The following is a 24265-nucleotide window of genomic DNA, read 5'->3' as shown; positions in this document are numbered from 1 at the left end:
AGTCAAAGCAAGGAGAAAAGAACGATGGATCAGACAGCACTGTATCAACCGACCAGTGTTTTCAATGTTTCCATGGTTCGCAATGACTGCTCTTCTGACACTTCAGGACGTTTCGTGCATCACGGCTGATGGCCGTACACTTTTCGAATCCGTCAATTTCAGCGTAACCGAGGCCCGTATCGGGCTTGTCGGGCGCAACGGCGTGGGTAAATCCACGCTTCTCAACATCATGAGCGGCGCGTTGACGCCAACATCAGGCACTGTCGCACGCAGCGGCAGGTTCGGCGTTCTGCAACAGAATATAGCGACTGACGGCGGGCAGACGCTGGCCGATCTGTTCGACCTTTCCGCAGCATTCGCTATGCTTTCACGTATTGAAGCGGGGCAGGGTTCGGATAGTGATTTTGAACAAGCCGACTGGCTTCTGCCGCAGCACTTTGCCGACGCTTTGCAGCATTTCGGACTGGCGCAGGAACCGCAGACGCTGCTTTCGTCGCTCAGCGGTGGGCAGCGGACACGTGCTGCTCTTGCCGCGCTTCTGTTTCACCGGCCCGATCTTATCCTGCTGGATGAACCGACCAACAATCTCGACCATGATGGCCGCAAGGCGGTTATGGATATGCTGGCGGACTGGCCTGGAGCGGCGATTGTCGTCAGCCATGATCGCGCGCTGTTGCGGCAGATGGATAGTATTGCCGAGCTTTCGCTAACAGGACTCCATCTTTATGGCGGCAACTGGGATTTCTACCACGACAAGAAACAGGAAGAGCGGGACAATGCAGCCCGCAATCTGCAACTTGCCCAACGCGAGGTAAAGCAGGTTCAACGCAAGGCGCAGGAAGCAGCGGAACGTCAGGCACGCAGTGATTCACGCGGGTCCAAATCTCGTGCCGATGCTGGTATGAGCAAACTGTTGCTTGATGCGCGTGAAGACCGGGCGCAGAAGACCGGCGGCAAGGGGCAGGCGCTGGCGGATCGCAATTCAGAGAAGGCGCACGCCCAACTGAAGGATGCTGAAGCGCTGGTCGAGACGGTCAAGCCGATGCGTTTTAGTGTCGAGCGCAAGGCGCTTCCATCTGGGCGCGTTCTTCTGCAAATGGACAATGTATCGGGTGGACCGCGATCAGACCGGCCTGTTATCCGGGACTTTTCGATGAAGATCGTCGGGCCGGAGCGCATCGCGATACGTGGCGCCAATGGTGCGGGTAAGACATCGCTGCTGAGGCTTGTCATGGGAGAACTGTCGCCGGTTGCCGGACGCGTGCAGTGCTACGTACCAATTGCGATGTTCGATCAGCAGATGAAGTTGATGGACCGCAAAGCTACGCTTTATGAGAACTTCCGGCATCTCAATCCGGATGCGAATGACAATGATGCGCGGGCGGCGCTGGCGCGTTTTTCATTTCGCGGCGAAAGCGCGAGCCGGTTTGCAGGAGAGCTGAGCGGTGGCGAATTGCTGCGCGCCACGCTCGCTTGCGTTCTGGGTGGTACACAGAAACCGGAATTGCTGCTCCTCGACGAGCCGACCAATCACCTCGATCTTGATTCTATCGAGGCGCTGGAAGCTGCATTGAACGACTATGAAGGCGGCTTACTTGTTGTCAGCCACGATCAGGCGTTTCTTGACGCCATTGGAATCGAGCGGATAATTAATCTGTAGCACAACGAAGTTCGAACCTGCCCATATGGGATTACAGGCAGCGAACCTGCTCCAATCGACTGCGGATATTCTTACAAAATTTGGGGGAAAATTTGAGAGTGCCCTTCGGGTCAAACCGCCGAAAGGACTGAGGGGATTGGATAAGACTATAGGAGACCAAAAGTGCGGGCCTTAGCGACGGCCTGAACCTTGTTCACAGCAACAAGCTTGGTCAGCACGTTGCTAATATGGAAGTTTACTGTGCGGGTTGAGATGTTGAGTATTGCGCCGATGATTTCAGACGTCTTGCCTTCACTAGCCCAGTGGAGGATTTCCCTTTCACGCGCGGTGAGATTGACTTCGGAAACGCAGTTCATGGTCGGAACATCGAGATGTTCATACATGGACAAATGGAGCAGATTTGCCGAAATCTGCATTTGGCGGCGCAATGTGGCTACTTCGCCCGAAGATAGGGTTGGCTCGCTTCTGATAAAAGACAGCATGCCGAATACGCCTTGTGCGGCCCAGCAAGGTTGCGAGATGCCAACCTTGAAGCCGAATTTCTGCGCGTCCTCCCAGATTTGCGGAGCATCCGCGAACAATTTTGCCGACCAGACCAGTGGCTCTATGCTATTCAATGCTTTACGAACAAGCGGATCTTCTTCCGCGTATTTCTTGGACGCATAGTGATCTGTCCATTCTTGCGGTAATGAGCCGAAGCTAAGCCACTTCACCACACCGTTGAGCAGTGGAACGCGCATGGCATAGGACACATGTGCGAATCCGCGCTGTCTGGCATAGCTCTCTATGTGTTCCAAGAGCTGCCCAGCGTCATCAGCTGATTGCATGGCTTCATAGATTTGTTCCCATTTCATTGCATGCACCCAATAAGAATGTTTTGTTTATGCTCGTATGTGAAATTTAGTAGGGTATTGTATTCAGATTTACTGAATCAATTTCATCATATTACTATTATTTTTACAAGATTTTAATATGTTTTCGAACAAATTTAATTCAGTTTGGTATTATACTAAAAATCTAAATTAGTGTAATCTATGAAAGATTACACTAATTCTATTGGCGATCAATTTGTGGGCGGGTTTCTACAAACTGCTTGTTAAAGCAGGTATGTCCAGTCAATGTCGGCGTCACGGCATATCCGCTCACAGTCGAGACGAAGGAATTTTTACGGCACCGCAGGGATGTAGTCCACCTTTGCATATAGGATCAGACAATCATGTCTTCTATACACAGAGGGGTGTCGCAGGATCTTCGTTCGATTAGATTAACCGCCTTCGGTTATCCTTTTGAACATCTCCGCAGTTTCTGAATATAGCGATCCATTATCTGTCCGTTTCTGGTATCCAATCGGGTCAACATCCGTTTTGGGGGATCACTGTCGCCAAACATATGGCGACAGTGCTGTTTTCGTGCTATCAAACAAAAGGATCGACGGTATTGAGCAGGACATTATCGAGCACCGCCGACCACGTTTTCTCAATGAAATAGTCGGCTTCCAGAGTGCCGTGATCATATCCGTTGACTTGATCATATGGGAAATTGAAGACCATTTTCTTGGCGTTAATTTCGACGTCCGTAATTGGGATTTCCTGTGTTAGGTTGGCACCGAAACTCCCATCGTGTTTGTTGAGATAGACAATGAGATGGATAGTCTTTTGGGGGATCCAATACTGGGGATCATAGTCCACGATAACATTAAGCCCGCCGATAATATCGCCATGAACAACCATAGTGGCGTTGTCATAGAGGCGTGGAGCAAGCATAGGTCGATCCTGGTCCGGTATCGGCAGGTTCGTTAACGGAGTTCCTTTCACTTCAGGCGGAAGGGGCGTAGATCGAAAACCCTGACCCGTCCTGCTGTCGACGGCCATATAGCAAAACATATTGGTATTGGTGGTTCCAGGTTTGGGCGTAACGTAGTTGAAGGGAACTATCACGCCGTTTTCGGCTTCTATAATATCAGTGATTATTATTCTCTCACTGGGGGTGGGATCGGACATGTGGCTCTCTAACCAGAACACGACAAGGTCGTACCCACGTTGAGCTGAGTTCTCCGGAATGTTTAGGGTGAAACCTTTGTGATCGATGGAATATTGGCCTGAAAGCTCGATGGGCTTTGGCTCGTAGTTGACGCGGCTCATACCCGGTTCAGCAAGATCAGCCGAAAAAGTTGCGATGGCAAAATCTACTGCTGGTGTTGTCGCAGATGGGTTGCCAACCGGGTTGGCTATGACGTGGCCGAGGTGCGCAGCTGAGCTCCCGATCTTGAGGATGGCTCGTCCTTCTGCGTTGGTTTTTGTAAAGACGTTGTGGTCAGCGTTGGCTTCCCATTTAACGTTGTTTTCGTCATAAAACCTGAGATTTCCTGACATGGGTTCGATGTTCCAAGCGATCCACTGTTCAGGCTGAGGTTCATCATTCTTCTTGTAGATGAAGTTGAAAACTACAATTTCACCCTCGTCACGCGGTACGGCATCAAAGCCCTCTGGCATGTTATGCGCGTAGTTGGTTTTACAGAACATATTGCTGTCGTAATAATCGCTGCCAGTGAAGTTCAATCTGAAATATCGTGACGCATTCGCAGCTGACGCCACTACGTCAATCTCGAACATTTCTTTAGAGGTTGTGGTGAATATGGCTGTGGCTTCCCCATTCGCAGCGGTAAGCGAATCCTTACTCTCGACAGTAATGCCTTTTGGGACGAGCCAGGTGATAGGGTATTTCGCCATCGGCTGTCTGTTGTTGTTGGTCAGCTGCAGTTTGACGTGGATTTCAGTGCCAGGTACCTGAGAAGAATTGTTTGCCGGATGGAGAAGGGTTAGATGATTTTCCTTGCCGCCACCGATGAATTTCAACGTTACAGAATCCGAAGCGCCGAAGTCATCGCGAACGGTTGCGATGATGGATACTGGAGAGGCGGGCAAGCCGTCAGTGGTTGAATAGTTAAACCAGAAGGAGTATTCGCCTTTCGGGCCTGTCGCGCTTGACCGCATCCATGTCAAATTAGGCGGCAAAGGGCTTCCGTCAGCGAGCGTAAAGTCCAATTTTAATTGGGCGTCCTGAAGCGGTTTGCCTTGGTCGTTCGTATAATTCGCGGTTATCGCCACCTGTGTGTCGTACCGGATATCGACCTCTGGTTTGTTAATAGTGACGATGTTCCTTTTCGTTTCACCAAAGGTGAGCTCGATGATTGTGGGAACACAATCTGGCCCCTCTGAGATGGACAAATGTGTCGTAAGCGCGGTGGACGAAGTTACCGGTATTGTGGCGATGCCATCGGCGCCTGTTACAGCACTGGAACCGACTCGTATGTCAGTGTTGCGGGCGATATAAAGCGTGCGACGGGGCACAGCATTTCCCTTGTAATCGGTCAGGCTAACCGTAACAACCTGTTCAATTCCGACAGCAAGCGGATCAGTGGTAGCGGGTGGAACCTGCGCGATGATATTGGCCGCTACCTGATACGTCGCCTGATAGGGGGCGCCTTCTGTCGGCGTAATGGTAACGTCGACATTCTGCACTATGCCCTGCGGTAAGTTGCTAAAGTGGAGGCCACTTTGACCAAGACCGTGGTCCAGCTCGGTAATAACCACGGGAAAACGTGCCGTTCCCTCGCCGTGCAAGGCGGCGTCCCAAGTAACGGTGACATCACCACTGGGGCTGGTGCCGTGTTCGTCTAGCACCATCACCTGGAACTGACAAGTTTGGTAGGGATCGATGACCCCGTGGTCGGGTGTTGGAATGATGATGCTAAAACGCGGACCTCCTATCGTGAAAGTGGGGTAGTCGAAGACGGTAGCTTCAGATTCATCAAGCCCGACCAGTCCCACTTTCAGAGTAATCTTGTCGTCCATTCCATAGACAACGTATGGAACAGTAATTGAGGAAATGGCTGTGCCGTACTTATCTTCCTTTAAGGATGCAGGTTCAATCTGGACCTCGATACCATCGGGTAATTTGGTGTTTACACTCCAGAAAATCTCACGATGCGGTACGGTAAATCCATTTCCAACCGTGTGAAGTGTCTTTAGGTCATAGGTATATCCGGGGTATAGAACAGAATTGTTAATTGGCCAAAAATTTAGAACCTGATTTCTAAGTATACTTTCATCGTTAAGTAGATTGTTAGAATGCGCTTCTTTACCATCTACTTTAGCGGTTGTAATCCATTTTCCTGAAGAATATTCTTCAACTTCTTTAAAACTGGCATAGAATTGACCAAGTCTGTATTTAGTATTACTATTTATTGTATTGCTACCAAGTACGGAATTGAGAATTATTTCTTTGCCTTCTATAGGGATTCCATAGGGGTCAGTGTAGAAAACCAGGTAGTTTATATCGCCTGCACTTGGATCAAGATTTATGGGGGCAAGGTCTTTAGGGTCGTCTCGAGGGTAGACTATTTCTAGCCAGTTTCCCGAACCAATGGGCGGCGCAGCCTTTGGCGCACCGAACAGACATTCGAATTCGAGCTTTGAATCCGCCTCGTCTTCCGGCCAGACAGCCAGGCGAACGGTGGAATTAGCGTTCGGATCGGCAAGTTCCACCTGGATCGAATTAACGCCGTTGCCGTCGCTGCCAACCGGTGTCGTCTGGTGGCGTAGTGTTGCTTCGCCTTCGACAAGCTGCCACACCAGATTTCTGCCAGCCAGGGGCGTGTGAAAGCTGTCCTTATAGGTAATGGCAAGATCGACAAATTCATTCGCCGGAAATGCAAAACCGAGTGCCGGTGTGCTGGCCATGTAATGCAAATTATTGTTGTTTTGAGTGAGAATGAACTGTCTCATCCTGCTCTCCTGATTTTGAACAAACGGGAAAACTTGCCAGCTCCAGCCGAGTTGGCAATTCAATTGGTTGTCGTGTGCGTTGTGGCTATTCCTGGCCGAGAGCGCTCTCGTGCGCGGGGCCGTCCAGAGCCTCTTTCTGCTCTGCAGATCATCGTGTAGATGAAGAATGACAGGAAGAATCCAATTCAGACCGATTGGATGTCCTCTGCGAACGGCGCGCCTTCTCCTGCCCTGCATCACGCAGGCAGCGTTGGTCCCGAAAACTTACTTTTCCCGCGATCTTGGTCCACCAGTGTTGAGGCTGCCGACGATAGTGTCGATAGGCCTGCCCAACACTCTGCCACTAGAATCCATTACTGTATAATCAATTTCGAATGAACCCAGTACCCCATCCTTGGACATCGAATAATCGTCGAGATTGCCCCCCGAGGGTGTAAATGGGATAACGATGTATCCGTTCTGGGTCGCAGCGTCGAAATCCGATTGAGCCAAGCCTAGAGTCGTGGCTGTTACGTGCCCATGTTTGGAAGTATTGGTGCCGTGCTCGTAGGCATCCAGGCGGAGTTCTATTTGAATGGAATTGCCGAATTGGTAATCGCCGGTCGGCGCTGTAGGTAGCGGGAACCAGAAATCGATCGGCTGGGTCGGACTGGTTATTTCCGTGTTGTAATTGTACATCCGGGCAATTTCGTGCTCGTTGCGGAGGTCTGTCGGCCTTGAATCGGCATCGTCGTTAAGTACGGCAGTGTAAGTGACATAGTTTCCGTCCTCAGCGGTTTCGCCGTTGAAGAACATGTAGCGGAAGATGTTTTCCCCGGTGCCGTCCGTATTCAGATTTGCAACACTAACGGGATATCCATTGGTTATGACCTCCGCAAGATCCCCGAAGTAGATTTGTGTTTTTGCACCTTGCACCAGAAGGGCTGTTTTTGCCTGTTTCCAATCCGAATAGTTCGCGATAGCCATTCGCGGCAACGACACTGGAATTATAGTTTGGGAAGGATCAATCTGGATGACACCCTTAAGAATATTTTCAATCACCGGGTAGCCGAAGTTTCCAATAACGGGCTTTACGGTCATAAAAGCGATGTATTCCGGCAAATCCATTTTTTGCGATTGATCGTCGGCTGCGAGCATATAGGGGGTGAAAATCACTTCTTTGTCATAAAAGAAGTAGAATTCTATAGCGCCATTCGCGGCGCTAGTAATAGTGAATGTACCGTCTCTGTTAGGTGTTATTGGATTTCCACCTTTGCCCATTACGTTTGCGGTACCCTCTTCGAACCCCAGGGTACTATCATGTGACGCTGCTGCGCCATCTACTTTCAAGGTTGCTGTTACCTTGATGGAGTGATCGCCGGGCGCCATTGTAGTGCCGTAAGGAGCTGGTTCTTTCGTAAGTGTTTCGACGTTGATATTTTCATAGGTGATTATAGGCATAGGAGTTACCTTATGTTTGAGAATGCGGGACAAACATGTAGTTTTTGGGGGCGGGCAACAACTGTCGGGAGCGGCATGATATTTGGTGGTTTTGCCAGTTGTGCCGACCGGGGCTTCAATTTTGGGGCAAAAGCTTGAGGAATACGTCGTAAAGCGGCGGCCACGTTTCCGGGTGAGTTTCAATTTGCTTTGCCGCATTTCGATTTGAGAAAATAAGAATAAAAGCAAATTGTATATCGTTCAGGTCTGTATGATTTTGTACTGCGGCATTGATAAATAACGAATATAATTATATTATTATATAATATATTAGAAAATTAATATTAAATACATGGTATCTTTTATTCAAAGACGTTTGGTTGTATCTATGGAAATAATCTAGATTCACTTTTATTAGAGAAATTAATACGATGTATCAGAAGCGCAAAAGAATATTACAATTTATGCATTTAGGTATAGCTAATTCGAATTTGTGTTCGAGTGTCTTTCTGCCTGCAGCGATTATTCTTGCGCCTTCCTTGCTCCTCCCAGTCTCGCCGGCGTTTGCACAAACAGTGGGTGGAGACGGTGGAGGGGATCACTCCATCTCTTATCCTGGTAAAGGCGGAGGACCTGGGCAGGACGGAGGGGATGGGGTAAACGGTAACATCCAACAAGTGGCTCCCGGGATGGGCGGCGGCGGCGGCGGCGCCGGCGGTGGCGCTGGCGGCGTCGGCGGTGTTAGCGTCATAGGGCATAATAAGGGTGGCGACGGAGGTGCGGGTGGGGCGCATGGCAATGCGAATGGCCAGGGTGGTGACGCTGCTTACACGAGCCCTTTACACGGAGACCGAGGCGGCGACGGACAAGACGGCGCAGACGCGACCCAGGACAAAACGCCGAGCGCTAGCGGTGGTGGTGGTGGTGCCGGAGGGTATGGTTTGGTCGTTGTGAGCGGTGGTGCGATCAACAATCAGACCACGATAACGGGCGGCGACGGTGGCAATGGCGGCAAGTCTGGTGTTGTGGTGGCCCCATTCTATAGTAATGGGAACCACCCCGGCAATGGAGGTGATGGTGGCGGTGGCGGTCTCGGGATCTGGATGTCAGTTGCCAATATAACGGCAACCAACGAAGCGACGGTCATTGGCGGAAACGGTGGCAAGGGTGGAACAAGCCCGACGAGTCCCAATACGCAGCTGCCTGGTTACAGCGCCGGGAATGGTGGTGCTGGCGGCGCTGGCATTTATGGCGCGGGAACCGGTGGTGTGGCGCTGGCCGGTACCGAGGTCGTGAATAGTTCGTCAGGACATGTCACGGGTGGAACGGGCGGCGATGGAGGGGATGTGGACACAACGCCCGCTGATATCGGAGGGGGGTTGGCCATCGACTCATCTGGAGCTAATGGTGGCCTGGGCGGTGCTGGTATCTATGGTGTTTCCGCTGTGGATAACCAGGGCGGATCCATCACGGGCGGCCTGGGCGGAAACGGTGGTGTGGGTTCTCAAGATAATACACATCCTGGCTATCAACAAACCGAGGCCACCGGTGGTGCCGGTGGCGCAGGGGTGGTAGCGCTTCCCGTCGACGGTGGTTCTGAGGCGAGCGTCAGCAATAGCGGTTCCATCAGCGGCGGTAATGGTGGATATGCAGGGAACGCGCTAACAGTAGGTGCTAACGCAAAAGACCAAAGCTCAGGCGGCAGAGGTGGCGACGGCATTCAGGCCAGCGAGGCTAGTATCGTAAACGTAAGCGGCGGTTCCATCACGGGCGGCAATGGCGGCGCGGGCGGCATAACATTTGCGACAGACCCGAGTAACGGTAATGGCGGCGATGGTGGCGACGGCATTAATGGCACCGGGCTGAATATCATCAACAGCGGTACGATTACAGGGGGAACCGGAGGCGCTGCCGGCAGTGGATCAGCCGGTAACCACGGCGATGCCATTCATGTGCTGGGCGGCAACAACACGCTGGAACTCCATAGCGGCTCGAACATCGTTGGAAATGTTCTCGCTGAAGGAACGAATAACACGTTCATACTCGGCGGAGATGATTCTGATACCTTCAATGGGCAGCTTTCGACGTCCACAGGCGGCTCAGAGGATTATCAGGGATTCCAAACTTTCGAAAAGACAGGCAATAGCAATTGGACCCTGACAAACACTAGTAATGTGAGTTGGAAAATCCGCGGCGGCACGTTGACAATTGGTGATGGTGGCGCATTGGGGGATCATGCTTCCACCGTCAATACGGGCGATGGTACCAGTAAGGGTTTTTTATCCTATAACCAGAACGCGACCACGCCCACAACATTTGGTGGCACGATCAACGGCGACGGCGGTCTTCGCAAGGAAGGCACTGCCGAACTTGTGCTGACGGGCACCAATTCCTACAGCGGCGGCACCGAATTGAATGGTGGGATGATCTCGGTTGATGACGACACCCGACTGGGGGATTCAAGCGGTGTTCTAACCTTCAATGGCGGAACGCTGAAGATTACGGGCATGTCGATGAAATCGACGGGTCACGCGATCAGCTGGGGCAGTAACGGTGGCGGCTTCAACATTGACTATGTCGGCAACACTTTTACCATTACAACTGATCTCAACGGAAACGGCTCACTGACCAAAGACGGCGCGGGAATGCTCGTTCTGACAGGCCTCAGCACATATGGCGGCATAATCGCGATTAACAACGGCACGTTGCAGATTGGTAATGGCGGTTCGGTGGGAGGGCTTGGTGCGGGCCAGAGCGTTACCATTGCCAGCGGTGCATCGCTGGCCTTTGATAGAACCGACGATAATCTTGTCGTTAGCCAGACGATTAGCGGTAATGGTGGACTTGAGCAGAAAGGCTCCGGAAAGACAACGCTAGTCGGCAACAATACCTACACCGGCGACACCGTCATTTTGGCTGGTACTCTTCAAATCGGCCAGAACGGAACAGCAGGTAATCTGGTTTCCGCAAGCAACGTCAAGATCTCTAGCGGCGCAAAACTGGAGATCAGCCGCAATGACCTCAGCCTGGTTAATTTTGACAACGCCATCAATGGCGACGGCCAAGTAGTGATTGACGGCGACGGTATTGTTTCGCTCACCAATGGGGATAACGCTTACAAGGGCGGAACAGAACTCGATGCGGGCACCCTCGTTGTTAATTCCTACAAGGTTCTCGGTTCGGGTTCGTTGACCTTTGGCGGTGGCACGTTGCGGGTGGAATCTCCCTTTACGATGACGCGTGTCATCAACGTATTGGACCCGACTGCCACGGAAAACACATTCGATACAGCCCAGAACTTGACGTTCTCCGGAGCTATGACGGGGAGCAACGCCTCAAGCTTTACCAAAATAGGCGCCGGTGATCTATGGTTCGATCAAGCGGCAACTACGACGGGCTTTACAGGTACTGCCAATGTCGACGAAGGCACCATGCGGGTTAGCAGCACGTTCGGTGGCAAGGTTAATGTCAATAGCGGCGGCTTGCTTGGCGGTACTGGCACGGTTGGCGACACGCACGTTTTCGCTGGTGGAACGTTGGCCGGACTTTATGGCACGACGTTAAAGATCAATGGGGACCTGACAGTCGACAGAGATAGCGCCGTTCAAGTCAATATCGGCACATTGCCATTCTCTAAGGGTATGTTTAACGTTTCCGGTGCGCTGGAACTTCACGGAACCCTTGACGTTACTACCGGCGGAATTTCGGCGCCCGGTGTCTATCGGATATTCGATTACGCCGGTTCTAAGGACGATTCTGACTTCGAGTTGGGCGCGGTCGACAATCTGCCGGCCGATGAGAATGACTGGGAGATTCAGGATTCAATACCGGGCAGGATCAATCTTATCAACAAGGCGGGACTGACGTTTACCTACTGGGACGGTGAAAACACGCAGGGCGATAGTAATGGTCAGCCAGATGGTGGCAATGGATTCTGGACTACGTTAGCGAATAATTGGACAGAGTCAGACGGCTCGATCAATGGCCAATGGGCTGATAACGGTGTTGCGGTCTTCACAGGATCTGCTGGGCGCGTCGAGATCATGGACGGAGATGTGCACGCAGCCGGCCTTATCTTTGATACAACGGGTTATACCGTCACCGGCATGCCTTTGACCCTGGTCAACGGAACTAACGGCACGACACCGTTTATACAAGTCAGCACAGATAACGATCCGAACGCCGCTGCGACAATTGACGCCGTTTTGGAGGGAACAGATGGCTTGAACAAAACCGGTGCCGGCACGCTGATCTTGACCAAGGATGCTGTATATGCGGGCTTGACGACCGTATCCGATGGTACGCTTCAGTTGGGTGATGGTGGTCGTTCTGGGACAGTCGTAACGGATATCGACCTGAAGGATGGCTTCTTAGGTCACGGTACCTTGGTATTCGACCGCTCTGACAACAGTAATAACTTCAATCATCAGATCAGTGGCGGCGGTGAAGTCATCCAGCGTGGCACAGGAACAACGACCTTCTCTGGAAACAATAGCTTCGCCGGTGGTCTGACTGTTGAGGCCGGTACGGCGAAAGCCGGTATTGCGAACACTGCATTCGGCTCCGGTCGTGTGGCTGTTGAAAACGGTGCCACGCTCGATCTCGATATTTTCAACGAAACGGTCGGCGGGCTTATCGGTAACAAAGACGACAAGGGCGACGGCGAAATTCACCTCGGTACTGGAACCCTGACGCTCAATCAGGACTTCGGTTCGGAATTTTCTGGCGAAATTTCCGGAACGAGCGGCGGTCTCGTTAAAAATGGGACTGGCACACTGACTCTCTCGGGACAGAACTCCTATTCGGGCGCAACCTTCGTCAATGACGGCTTCCTGGTGCAAGGCGCGCATGGTGCCTTGAGTGGCACGTCGGCTTATACTGTTACCAGTGGCGGAACGCTCGATCTGGGTGGTTTTGAAACAGGAATGAAGTCATTGGATAACGCAGGCGCGATCAAATTTGGTGGTGCTGGTGGCACTCAACTGACTATCACTGGAGACTACAAAGGTAGCGGTGGCTTGGTTTATATGAATACCGAACTGGGCGACGATAGTTCCAAAACCGACATGATGACGGTCGCAGGCAACACGTCCGGAAGCACGACCATCGATGTGGAAAATCGAGGCGGCTCGGGTGCCCAGACGGTAAATGGCATCAAACTGATTGATGTCAGCGGCACCTCGGAAGGTACTTTTACTCTGGGGAACGGCTTCACAACCAAGGATGGGCAGCAGGCCATACTGACATCGTCAGCTTATGCCTACACATTGCAAAGAGGTGATGCGTACGGTTCGAATACCAACGATTGGTATCTGGTCAGCCAATATACTAAAACCAATCCAGATGGCCCGTCACCGGATTGCGACGATCCGAATGGCTGTTCTGAAAATCCAGACACGCCGTCGCGGTTCAGCCCGGCAGCTCCGGTTTATACGTCTTATGCCGCCAGCATGCAGGCATTGAACCAACTGCCAACCTTGCAGCAGCGTCGCGGTGATCGTTACTTGGCCAAGAAGGCGTCGACTCTTCGCGGTTCTTCTTCCGACGCTGGCGAGACCGACGGCCAGGCTATCTGGGCTCGTATCGAAGGTGCGCATAGCCGCCTTGAACCGAATTCGACGGCTGGGCATGTGCAACAGGATGTAAACACTGTCATCATGCAGGCAGGTGTCGATGGACAGTTCTATGAGGATGAAAATGGTCGATTGATTGCAGGCATTACCGGTCAATACGGAAATGGCCGCGCCAAAACGTCGAGCGAATTCGATGATTCCCTTGGCGGTGGTCAGCTGAACACGCAGGGCTGGGGTCTGGGCGGAACGATCACCTGGTATGGAAACAGCGGTTTTTATGTTGATGGGCAGGCGCAGGCCACCTGGTACAAGACCGATCTTAGCTTTGGCGGCGGCAACAAAGGATTGTCGAACGATAATAATGGCTTCGGCTATGCACTCAGCGTGGAAGCCGGGCAGCGCTTCGGTATCGATGACCATTGGTCGCTGACGCCGCAGGCACAGCTGATGTTCTCGTCGGTCGATTTCGATACATTCTCGGATAACTACGGCGCCACTGTCAGTAACCGTGATGGCAACAGCCTCAACGGTCGTCTCGGCATTGCCGCGAACTATGCCGATAGCTGGCAAGGAGCGGATGGCCGCGCGGTTAATGCCAATGTCTATGGTATCGCTAATCTCTATCAGGAATTCCTGGGTGGTACGAGCATCAACTATGGCGGGACCCGTATGAAGGACGACCAGGATCGCACATGGGCTGGCGTTGGTTTCGGCGGCACCTATGCGTGGGCGGACGATAAGTATTCGATCTACGGTGAGGGCACGTTGAACACTTCGCTTACTCACTTTACAGATAGCTATGCCGTCAAAGGAAACGTGGGCTTCCGGGTGAACTGGTAAACCGATGTAAATTGCGAGGAGCCCGCTATCGAGCTTCTCGCATCGCATTATTTCGAGACCGATGTGCCAAGCGTGATTTCCGTTTTCGGCGATCAGGTAAGAGCGCGGCAGAAGGCCGCGTGGATGCTGTCAGACATCAGCGGTCTATAGAGCTTGAGGCAAACTCTGCTCCAGAGTATTCTCGGCAAAAATCGCGAGTGCCTCCGCAGGGTACACAGCCGATGGTCCGATTGTAATCCGTCGAGGATCAGGCGAACGGACTGGAAGCGAACAAAAAAGCGCCGACCTGATCCAGTCAGGTCGGCGCTTTCGTTTTCGGAGCAAAAACTTCCGATGAAAATCAGTCACCATTCCCGAGACGAGGCGCGACCTTTTCGATCTCGCTGATCAGGTCCAGCAGATTACGGCTGATATGGCCATGCAGCGAGGCGGCGACCTCGGGATATTCTTCCAGAATGCGCCGGAAGATCGAGCGGCTGATGCGGATCACTTCCGTTTCTGCTTCGGCGACCGCGCCGGTAAGGCGTGATGTCTGGGCGATGAGAGCCATCTCACCAAGCATCGCACCGGGGCCGACAGCGCGGATCGATATCCGCCCCTCATCAGCATCGTGAAACAGGGTAATGTTGCCGGAAACGACGATATAGGCGCAGTCAGCGCTCTGGCCTTCACGGAAAAGCTCGCGGCCCGCGCGTAGCACAAGCCGCTCGGCGCCGAAGGCAAGAAGGCGCAACTGTTCGGGTGTGAATGACTCGAACAGGCCCACCGTGCCGAGAATGCGAATATCGTCGTCTAGCGCCATAGATTGTCAATACACCTGCATCGGGCGCTGTCCATCACGGGACAAGCTTGTATCCCCCGCTTTCTGTGACGAGAAGCGTGGCATTGGACGGGTCTTTCTCGATTTTCTGGCGCAGGCGATAGACGTGGGTTTCAAGCGTATGGGTCGTTACGCCCGAATTATAGCCCCAGACCTCTTCCAGCAGCACATCGCGACCGATGACCTTGTCGCCAGCGCGATAGAGATATTTGATGATCGCCGCTTCCTTTTCGGTCAGGCGAATCTTCGCGCCCTTTTCGTCGATCAGCAGCTTCTGGCCCGGCTTGAACGTGTAGGCGCCGACCGTGAAGGTCGCGTCTTCGCTTTGTTCATGCTGACGCAATTGCGCCCGAATGCGGGCAAGCAGAACGGCAAATTTGAACGGCTTGGTGACATAGTCGTTCGCGCCGGATTCAAGACCGAGAATCGTGTCCGATTCGGTGTCATGTCCGGTCAGCATGATGATCGGGGACTTGAAGCCGCCTTTGCGCAGAAGCTTGACAGCCTCACGGCCATCCATGTCCGGCAGACCCACATCCATGATCAGAAGATCGACGATGCCGTTGCGCGCAGTCTGAATGCCCTTGGTGGCATTGTCTTCCTGCAGGATCTGGAATTCTTCACACAGCTCAAGCTGCTCGACGAGGATGGAGCGGAGATCTTCGTCGTCATCCACAATCAGAATTGTACGGCCTGTCATGCCTGTCCTCGTTACTCTTTGATTTAAATATGGCTCTTCGTGTTTTATGACACTTAATGGCCAGAAGTTGAAGCGGCGAAACGCGAATCATGTTTTCGCCAGCTTCGGGGGCGAATTGTAAACATGTTTTGCCCGAAAACTGAAAATGGAGACGGGGGCGTGACCAGATACCAAGGAAGCCGTGGGGTCGGCATCATCAATGTGCGGGCCAAGCCGGGCCACAAGACTCGCGGGCTGCTTACTGCTGGCAATCTGGTGCTGGAATGCGCGCTTGGCAAGGGGGGCATCAGCGCTTTCAAGCGCGAGGGCGACGGCGCAACGCCTTTGACCGCAATGCGCCTGCTTTATGGATATCGCCGGGGTGACAAGGGAACTCTGCCGACAACGCAGTTACCGTTGCGCAGAATCCGTCGTCTGGACGGTTGGTGCGACGCACCGGGAGACCGCAATTATAACCGGCCGGTACCGCTGCCTTACACGGCCAGTCACGAAGATATGTGGCGCAAGGACCATCTCTACGATGTCTGCATCGTGATGGACTGGAATATCGTTCCGCGCCGCCGTGGCTGCGGCAGCGCCATTTTCTTCCATCTTGCAAGGCCGGGTTATACGCCGACTGAAGGCTGTATCGCATTGAAGCGCGCCGACATGGCGCGCCTCTTGCCGCATCTATCGGACCGGACGGTTGTTCGCGTCCTGCGATAGTTTCGATCTGTCAGTGCGCCGGTGCGGGAGCCGGGACGACTTTCACTTCGTTGCCCTGCACGTCGTAGAGCTTTCCGCCGAGGACATAGTCTCCATCGTGCAGTTCGGCGATATGGTGATGGCGAATGATGCGCTCGGTTCCTTCCGAAAACACTGACATTTGATCGGAATTGCCGGTCTTGAACTCGTTGAACATCAGGTTGAGCACTATGGCCATCAGCGCAGCCGAGCTGATGCCGGAATGGAAGATGGTTTCAAACCAGTCCGGAAACTGATGATAAAACTGCGGCGCGGCAATCGGGATCATCCCGAAGCCGATGGAGGTCGCCACGATGATCAGATTGACATTGTTCTGATAATCGACCTTCGACAGCGTGCGGATACCGCTGGCTGCAACTGTGCCGAAAAGCACGATGCCCGCGCCGCCCAGAACCGCTGGCGGAACGCAGGCAATCACGCGCCCCATCACCGGCAGCAGGCCAAGCGCTACGAGAATGATACCGCCGGTCGCCACGACAAAGCGGCTTTTCACGCCCGTTACTGCCACAAGGCCGACATTCTGCGCAAAGGCGCTCTGTGTGAACGAGCCAAAGACCGGGGCAAGAATGCTCGATGCCATGTCGGCACGCAGTCCGTTGCCGAGCCTGCGGGAATCGACCTTGGTGCCGATGATATCGCCCACTGCCAGAATATCTGCCGAGGTTTCAACCAAAGTCACCAGAATGACGATGAACATGGAAATCGTCGCGGCGATGCTGAAGACCGGCAGGCCGAAATGGAAGATTTCCGGGAAAGCCATGATCGGGCCTTCGCTGACCCTCGAAAAATCCGTCATGCCAAGCGCCCAGGCGATCAGCGTGCCGCACACCATGGCAAGCAGGATCGACAGGCGGGAAATGGTGGCGCTTCCGATTTTGCTCAAGACAAGCACAAGCGCCAGCGTCAGTCCGGCAAGGCCGATATTGGACATGCTGCCGAAATCAGGTGCATTGCTGTTGCCGCCCATCGCCCAGCGGGCGGCAACCGGCATCAGCGTCAGGCCGATGGTTGTGATGACGATACCCGTCACAAGCGGCGGAAAGAAGCGCGTGATGCGTGAGAAAATCGGCGTTATCAGGAAGCCGATAAAAGCCGCCGCCATGACTGAGCCAAGGACGACTTGCAGGCCAGCTTCACCGCTGCCGCTAGACGTGACAATGGCCACCATCGTGGCGACACCGGCAAAGGATACGCCCTGTACGAGCGGCAGCTGGCATCCGAAAAAGGGAATGCCGATCGTTTGCAGCACGGTGGCGACACCGCCCGCAAATAGCGAGGCGGTAATGAGAAGCCCAACTTCGCTGGGGCTCAATCCTGCGGCCTGACCGATGATCAGGGGAACCGCGACAATACCGCCGTACATGGTCAGCACATGCTGAAAACCATAGGCAATGTTGGCTGCAACCGACAGTTTTTCATCTTCGGGGCGCGAAACTGCATCCGCCCCGGACAGGTGCGTATTCAATGCTACTCCCTCCCGGCAGACGGGTTTAGACCAGTCTGCCCTCTCCGTTCTCCCTGCGCAATCGTGTTGTGGCTGTCCGAGTTATGCCACACACAAAAATACGCAATGTCTCCTCCAAGACATGTCGGGCGAGTATAACGGCAGCCGTCCGCATGACTGTGCGTCTTTTGCTTGAAATTGTTTTCGACGCGGGAAGGCTAATGTTGTGGGTGGATTCAGCGCCCGATTATTTTCATCGCTTCTTGCAGAACCGTGAAAACAGCGGGGTCTGTCGACTGCGCCACGTTGAAGCGCAGATAGGCGCTTGCGGTGCGTGACGGGCTGAATACATCGCCCGGGGCCAGAACGACACCCTTGTCGAGAGCGTGCCTGGCAATGATGCCGGAATCCATTCCATCCGGCAGACGCGCCCAGAGAAACATGCCGCCTTGCGGTTCGTTCCAGAGTTCAAGTCCTGCGGCTTTCAGGCGTTTTGCAGTCAGCGTCATCGCATCGGCCAGCTTGGCGCGCATGCCTTCGATATGACGGCGATAAGTGCCGTCGGTCAAAAGCGCGTGGACAAGCTGCGCTGAAATCGAATTGCCGCCGAAGGTGGTGGCCAGCTTCAAATCGGTGAGGCCGTCGATCCAGTCGCTGCGCCCGGCAATATAGCCGACACGGGCTGCAGCCGAGAGGGTCTTGGAGAAACTGCCAATGTGCAGCACACGCTCGAACCCATCGAGTTCCGCCAACAGTGGCGCTGGCGAGGGATGAAAATCGCCGAAAATATTATCCTCGACGAGAATGATGCCATGGGCTTCCGCGAGCTTCAGAAGGCGATGCGCGGTTGCGGGCGACATGACGCCACCGGTCGGGTTTTGCAGTCCCGCATTGGAAATGTAGAGTTTCGGCGCGTGTTCGGCGGCTGCCTTGGCAAAGGCTTCGAGGTCTGGGCCGCTATGGGTATAGGGAATGCCGATCAGCTTGACGCGGTGGGTCAGCAGTACAGCTTGAAAGTTGAAATAGCACGGATCGTCCACCAGCACGGTATCGCCCGGCTGAAGCAGAAAGCGGCAGATGAGATCGATGGCCTGCGTGCCGGAATCGGTCAGCAATATCTCGCCGCCGGAAATATCCATACCCTGTTCCGCCAGCCGGTGTGCGAGGTGACTGCGCAACGGGCGAAAGCCGAGCGGTTCGCCATAAGTGGCGAGATCGCTGCGCTCGTCGCGGGCAATGGCGCGGAGCGCGCGGCGGATGCCTTCCAGCGGCAGCCATTCATCCGGCAGCCAGCCGCAGCCGGGCTTCAATGTCTTGCCTTCGGTTTCCAGCGATTGGCGCATGACCCAGAACGGATCGATCTGCCGGTCCTTATGCGGTGTGGTCGTGGCCAGCGAAAAGGGCTGGCGCGCCCGTTCCGACACATAGAAGCCTGCGCCGCGGCGTGACTGGATGATGCCTTCGGCGACCAGCCGGTCATAGGCTTCGACAACGGTCGATTTGGAAACGTCCATCGTCTCGGCAAGCCGACGGATCGACGGCAGACGGGCGCCGGGAGCAAGGCTCATGGCCGCAATGCGTCCACGGATAATGGCCATGACTTTTTCGACAAGCGAGGTTTTTTCCGCGGCAGCGTTTTCATCGCCGCGCGCGCTATCGACGCCCGCATAAGCGGCTTCTACGGCTTCCAGGCTGCGCAAAAGGCCCGTCGATATCATCTGTACTCTCTTTCGTCCCAGTACAGTTTGCCAGAATTGTCCGGTAACTGTCTCTGATTATTTCGGCAAGTTCGCGGCATTGTCCGCAAAATTCATAGACGATTTTGTTGAAAGCTGAAAAGACACATGCGTGAGAATGTTGGGAACAAGGTGGTTGTTAGCCAGACCGTGGGTAACAAGACGGCCGGGTGGTTGAATGGATTTCTCGGTGTGCTGATTTTCTCAGGCTCGCTGCCTGCGACACGTCTTGCCGTCATCGATATCGACCCAACTTTTCTGACACTGGCCCGCGCGTCGATTGCAGGTCTGCTGGGCATGGCGCTGCTGCTTGCATTCCGTGAACCGTTTCCGCGCAAGAGCGATGTCATTTCGCTTATCGTGGTGGCGCTGGGCGTGGTGGTTGGCTTTCCGCTCCTGACGGGCATTGCGCTGCAACATATGACCTCGGCGCACGCCATTGTCTTCATCGGCCTGCTGCCGCTTTCGACGGCGGTATTCGCCGTGTTGCGCGGCGGTGAGCGCCCGCGTCCGCTGTTCTGGCTGTTTTCGATCGTGGGCGGCGCTATCGTTGCATCCTACGCCTACGGGCAGGGCAGCCAGTCGACTTTCATAGGCGATGTGCTGATGCTGGGCGCGATCATTGTCTGCGGGTTGGGCTATGCGGAAGGTGCCAGCCTGTCGCGCAGGCTTGGCGGCTGGCAGGTCATTTGCTGGGCGCTGGTCTTCTCATTGCCGATCATGCTTCCGCTGACCATTCTCATGCGCCCTGAAACATGGGCGGGGATTGGTGCCATGGCATGGGGCGGGCTGGTCTATGTGTCGCTGTTTTCGATGCTGATCGGCTTTTTCTTCTGGTATCGCGGGCTGGCGCAAGGCGGCGCTGCGACGGTCGGCCAGCTTCAGCTTCTACAGCCGTTTTTCGGCTTGATGCTGGCGGCAGGCATTGCGGGCGAACCCGTCAGCATGGGTATGGTCGCGACAGCGGGGATCGTCGTGCTCTGCGTCGCGGGAGCGAAACGCTTCGCTTAAGCGGGTCTAACTGAATGCCCAGACGGTTGTGCGCTTGACTTCGGAATCTTCCAGCGCACGCGTCACAGGCACCGTGTAGACGGCAAGCTGCCGTAAGCGCTCTTTCGGCAGATAGGAGCGGCCCGGATCGCCGACAATGATCTCAGCGCCGCGTTCCGCCAGTTTTGCGAACCATGGAATAAGCCGGTCTGCCAGCGGCTTCTCGTAAAAGACATCGCCTGCCAGAACCACGTCCCAGCCGTGATCGGTGCCGATCAGATCTTCAAGGCTTGCTGTCACCGCAACGCCGTTGGCGGTAGCGTTGATATCGATTGCCGGAAGCGCGAAGGGATCGATATCCGAAGCGAGGACGCTTTCCGCACCCGCCTTCATGGCCGCGATGGCGACAAGACCAGAGCCGGATGCAAAATCCAGCACAGTCTTGCCGCTTACGGCTTCCGGATGGTCGAGAATATAGCGCGCCACGCCCTGACCGCCCGCCCAGGCAAAGGCCCAGAAGGGCGGCGGCAGACCGATTGTGGCCAGTTCTTCCTCTGTCTTGCGCCAGAGGTCATGCGCTTCATCGGCCAGATGCAGGCGGATTTCCGGCACATGCGGCGGTGCTTGCAGGCCGGTATTGGCCAGAATGAAGCTGCGCGTGCTGGTTTCCGCCGGATCGAGCATCGGTTGCTGGTCTCAGATGTCTTTGGCGTCGAGGCCGCCCATGCGACAGACTTCGATCCATTCGTCTTCCGTCACCGGCTGCACGGACAAGCGCATGGAAGTGACAAGCGCCATGTTCTCAAGCTTGGGGTTCGCCTTGACATCTTTCAGCGTGACGGGCTTCGGCACATCACGGACGGCCTTGATGTCCACACAGTCCCAGCGCGGATCGTCGGTGGTGCTGTCGGGGTGCGAGAGAGCGCAGACCTCAACAATGCCAACCACTTCCAGCCCTTCATTGGAATGATAGAAAAAGCCTTTGTCGCCAATTTTCATGGCGCGCATGTTGTTGCGCGCCAGATAATTGCGCACGCCATCCCATTGCTCGCCCTTTTCGCCACGGGCCTTTTGCATTTCCCATGACCATTTGAACGGTTCGGACTTGAACAGCCAGTAAGCCATTGCGTGTTCCCCGGTGCTTAAGCCTTAGGCGTTGGCAGGATTTTTGAACGTCCAGTTCCATGGGCGTACGGTGACGTCCTGAAACAGACCGGCCTTGGCATAAGGATCATTGGCGCCGATGGCTGCTGCTGCGGCCTTGTCTTCAGCTTCGACAACGAGAAGGCTGCCATTTGGCTTGCCGTCTTCGCCGAGGAAGGGACCGGCAAACTTCAGCACATCGCCAAGGCTCGTAAGATATTCGAGATGCGTCGGGCGCGTATCGAGGCGCACTTGCAGATGGTCGGGCTTGTCGTTGCAGAGAAGTGCAAAAAGCATCGTCTGGTCCTCTAGTCTTCGGTCTTGAGTGGTCGGTTGATGAGGTTGGTGACAGCCTCGTCGATGGTAATCTTCCCGCTAAGCAAAGCGCCAACCGCATCGATGATGGGTGCAGAAATGCCGTGCTTGTCGCACAGTTCCGCAGCAATAGGCGCGGTTGCGACACCTTCGGCCAGAGGCCGGTTGGTCAGGTCTTCGCCGCGTCCAAGCGCAAGGCCGTAGGAATAGTTGCGTGATTGTGACGATGAACATGTCAGCATCAGATCGCCGAGGCCGGAAAGCCCCATGATGGTTTCCGGTTTTGCGCCCATGGCTTGTCCGATACGGCGCAGTTCCGCGAAGCCGCGTGTGACGAGCGCAGCCTGCGCGCTCGCACCGTAGCCTCGCCCGACAGCTGCACCGGCAGCAATCGCCAGAACATTTTTCAAAGCGCCGCCAATCTCGACACCTTTGAGATCGGTGGTCGAATAGCAGCGGAAAGCCGGTCCCGATAGAAGCGCTGCAAGCCTGTCGGCTGTGTCTGCATCCTCGCAGGCAACCGTCACAGCAGTTGGCAGGCCGCGTGCAACATCGGTTGCGAAACTTGGGCCGGAAAGGGCGGCGATGCGGTGGTTCGGCAACACCTCCGCCACCACTTCCGACATCAGGCGTCCGGTGCCGCGTTCAATACCTTTGGCGCAAAGAACGACGGGCGCGGACTGTGGAATGAGGCTGCTCAGTTCGGAGAGGCCCGTGCGCATGGCCTGCGCGGGGACTACGGCCAGAACTGCGTCAGCATCGGTCACAACATCGGAAGCCTTGGTGCTGGCGCGAATGCCGGCTGGCAGTTCGATCTCGCCCAGATAGCGCGGATTGCGCCGGTCGTTGTTGATCGCGGCGACCGTGTCGGTATCACGGGCGTAAAGCCAGGCTTCGTGGCCGCTCGTTGCTGCCATGGCGGCAAGCGCCGTGCCCCATGCGCCGCCACCGAGAACGGCGATCTTTGTGCGACCGCTCATGCCTTGGCTCCGCGCCGTCCCGTGCCGATCAGCGGCGCGGATTTTTCATCGAGCGGCCAGCGCGAGCGCGGCGCGATGGCAAGCGAATCCGGCATTTTTGTTGCGGCATGCTCGGCTCCGGCCCAGGCGATCATCGCTGCGTTGTCGGTGCAAAGATTGAGCGGCGGGGCGATGAAGCTGAAGCCGTGTCTGGCGCAGAGCTGCTCCAGCGAAGCTCGCAGGGGCTTGTTGGCGGCCACACCGCCCGCGACGACCAGCGACGGTGTCGCGCAGTCCGGAAACTCCGCCTTGAAACGTTCGAGCGAACGCCCCACCCGGTCGGCAAGCGTATCGGCGACTGCGGCCTGAAACGAGGCGCAAATATCGGCGACATCCTGATCGCTGAGCGGCACCAGTTCGCTTGCTGTCTGGCGCACGGCGGTCTTGAGACCGGAAAATGAAAAATCGAGCCGCGCTTCGCCTTTCAGCGGTCGGGGCAGGGCAAAGCGCTTGGGATCGCCCTGAAGCGCCATGCGCTCAACCGCCGGACCGCCGGGATAAGGCAAGCCGAGAAGCTTTGCCGTCTTGTCGAAGGCTTCGCCCAGCGCATCATCAATCGTGGTGCCGAGGCGCTCATAATCATTAAGCCCGCGTACCAGCACCATCTGCGTGTGACCACCCGAAACCAGCAGCAGCAGATAGGGAAATTCGAGCTTGTCTGTCAGCCGCGCCGTCAGCGCGTGGCCTTCGAGATGGTTCACGGCATAGAACGGCTTTTGCGCAGCCATGGCGAGCGCCTTTGCCGTCATCAGGCCGACGATGAGACCGCCGATGAGGCCGGGACCGGCGGTGGCTGCCACGGCATCCACATCATCGAGCTGCATATCCGCATCCTGCAAGGCGCGTTCGACCAGCCGATCCAGCGCCTCGACATGCGCGCGCGCGGCAATTTCCGGCACAACGCCGCCATAAGGCTCGTGTTCGGCGATCTGGCTCAGAACCACATTGGACAGAATACGGCCTTCACCCTTATCGTTGCGTTCAACGATAGCGGCGGCTGTTTCGTCGCAACTGGTTTCTATTCCAAGAATGCGCATTTGCGGTTAGACCCTGCCAGTCTCATATTTCTGATACG

General features: G+C 55.0%; 16 protein-coding genes. 4 read left to right on the top strand and 12 right to left on the bottom strand.

The genetic code is table 11. The features are described from left to right. Positions 1–82: 82 nt before the first annotated feature. Positions 83–1660: an ABC-F family ATP-binding cassette domain-containing protein gene (locus tag QBD01_RS00450; protein WP_280991188.1), complete on the top strand. Its 1578-nt coding sequence runs from the start codon at positions 83–85 to the stop codon at positions 1658–1660. Positions 1661–1806: 146 nt separating this feature from the next. Here the strand turns inward: QBD01_RS00450 and QBD01_RS00445 are convergent, their stop codons facing one another. From QBD01_RS00445 to QBD01_RS00435, 3 genes are all read right to left on the bottom strand, one after another. Then, entirely contained in the window at positions 1807–2514 is a 708-nt protein-coding gene (locus tag QBD01_RS00445) for a LuxR family transcriptional regulator (RefSeq protein ID WP_280991187.1), read from the bottom strand. 561 nt (positions 2515–3075) lie between these two features. Then, a complete protein-coding gene (locus QBD01_RS00440) occupies positions 3076–6447 on the bottom strand; it encodes an Ig-like domain-containing protein (protein ID WP_280991186.1) in 3372 nt (1123 codons plus the stop codon). A 264-nt stretch (positions 6448–6711) separates the two neighbouring features. After that, on the bottom strand, positions 6712–7887 hold the full coding sequence (locus QBD01_RS00435) for a hypothetical protein (protein ID WP_280991185.1): 1176 nt from the start codon (positions 7885–7887) through the stop codon (positions 6712–6714). Between the two features lie 410 nt (positions 7888–8297). Here QBD01_RS00435 and QBD01_RS00430 point away from each other — a divergent pair, with 410 nt between their 5' ends. Beyond that, a complete protein-coding gene (locus tag QBD01_RS00430; RefSeq protein ID WP_280991184.1) occupies positions 8298–14279 on the top strand; it encodes an autotransporter outer membrane beta-barrel domain-containing protein in 5982 nt (1993 codons plus the stop codon). Between the two features lie 340 nt (positions 14280–14619). Here QBD01_RS00430 and QBD01_RS00425 read toward each other — a convergent pair whose 3' ends face one another. Both QBD01_RS00425 and QBD01_RS00420 read right to left on the bottom strand, forming a co-directional pair. Next, positions 14620–15081, bottom strand: a complete 462-nt coding sequence (locus tag QBD01_RS00425) for a cyclic nucleotide-binding domain-containing protein (RefSeq protein ID WP_280991183.1) — start codon at positions 15079–15081, stop codon at positions 14620–14622. Positions 15082–15115: 34 nt separating this feature from the next. Further along, positions 15116–15799 (bottom strand): response regulator transcription factor, encoded by a 684-nt coding sequence (locus tag QBD01_RS00420; protein ID WP_078337540.1) that lies wholly within the window; start codon positions 15797–15799, stop codon positions 15116–15118. Positions 15800–15922: 123 nt separating this feature from the next. On the opposite strand from QBD01_RS00420, the gene QBD01_RS00415 reads away from it, so the two are divergent. Further along, positions 15923–16504 carry a L,D-transpeptidase gene (locus tag QBD01_RS00415; RefSeq protein ID WP_392391300.1) on the top strand — a complete coding sequence of 194 codons (582 nt, stop codon included), beginning with the start codon at positions 15923–15925 and terminating at the stop codon, positions 16502–16504. Positions 16505–16514: 10 nt separating this feature from the next. Here the strand turns inward: QBD01_RS00415 and QBD01_RS00410 are convergent, their stop codons facing one another. Beyond that, positions 16515–18008, bottom strand: coding sequence for a nucleobase:cation symporter-2 family protein (locus tag QBD01_RS00410; protein WP_280991181.1), 1494 nt, complete (start codon positions 18006–18008; stop codon positions 16515–16517). Positions 18009–18223: 215 nt separating this feature from the next. After that, positions 18224–19705, bottom strand: a complete 1482-nt coding sequence (locus QBD01_RS00405) for a PLP-dependent aminotransferase family protein (protein ID WP_280991180.1) — start codon at positions 19703–19705, stop codon at positions 18224–18226. Positions 19706–19831: 126 nt separating this feature from the next. On the opposite strand from QBD01_RS00405, the gene QBD01_RS00400 reads away from it, so the two are divergent. Beyond that, the gene (locus QBD01_RS00400) at positions 19832–20734 is read left to right on the top strand and encodes a DMT family transporter (RefSeq protein ID WP_280991179.1); all 903 of its coding nucleotides are present in this window, start codon (positions 19832–19834) and stop codon (positions 20732–20734) included. A gap of 6 nt (positions 20735–20740) precedes the next feature. On the opposite strand, the gene QBD01_RS00395 is transcribed toward QBD01_RS00400, so the two are convergent. The 5 genes from QBD01_RS00395 to tsaD are packed head-to-tail and all read right to left on the bottom strand — an operon-like array spanning position 20741 to position 24227. Continuing rightward, the gene (locus QBD01_RS00395; RefSeq protein ID WP_280991178.1) at positions 20741–21397 is read right to left on the bottom strand and encodes a methyltransferase; all 657 of its coding nucleotides are present in this window, start codon (positions 21395–21397) and stop codon (positions 20741–20743) included. Positions 21398–21409: 12 nt separating this feature from the next. Continuing rightward, on the bottom strand, positions 21410–21838 hold the full coding sequence (locus QBD01_RS00390; protein ID WP_078337535.1) for an EVE domain-containing protein: 429 nt from the start codon (positions 21836–21838) through the stop codon (positions 21410–21412). Positions 21839–21862: 24 nt separating this feature from the next. After that, a complete protein-coding gene (locus QBD01_RS00385; protein ID WP_078337534.1) occupies positions 21863–22153 on the bottom strand; it encodes a YciI-like protein in 291 nt (96 codons plus the stop codon). An 11-nt stretch (positions 22154–22164) separates the two neighbouring features. Further along, on the bottom strand, positions 22165–23151 hold the full coding sequence (locus QBD01_RS00380; RefSeq protein ID WP_280991177.1) for an NAD(P)H-dependent glycerol-3-phosphate dehydrogenase: 987 nt from the start codon (positions 23149–23151) through the stop codon (positions 22165–22167). Next, a complete protein-coding gene (tsaD, locus tag QBD01_RS00375; RefSeq protein ID WP_280991176.1) occupies positions 23148–24227 on the bottom strand; it encodes a tRNA (adenosine(37)-N6)-threonylcarbamoyltransferase complex transferase subunit TsaD in 1080 nt (359 codons plus the stop codon). The genes QBD01_RS00380 and tsaD overlap by 4 nt, the downstream gene beginning before the upstream one ends. Positions 24228–24265 lie beyond the last annotated feature (38 nt).

This window comes from Ochrobactrum sp. 19YEA23 (genome assembly GCF_029909865.1).
GTDB lineage: Bacteria > Pseudomonadota > Alphaproteobacteria > Rhizobiales > Rhizobiaceae > Brucella > Brucella gambitense.
This window is presented reverse-complemented; position numbering and strand designations above follow the sequence as displayed.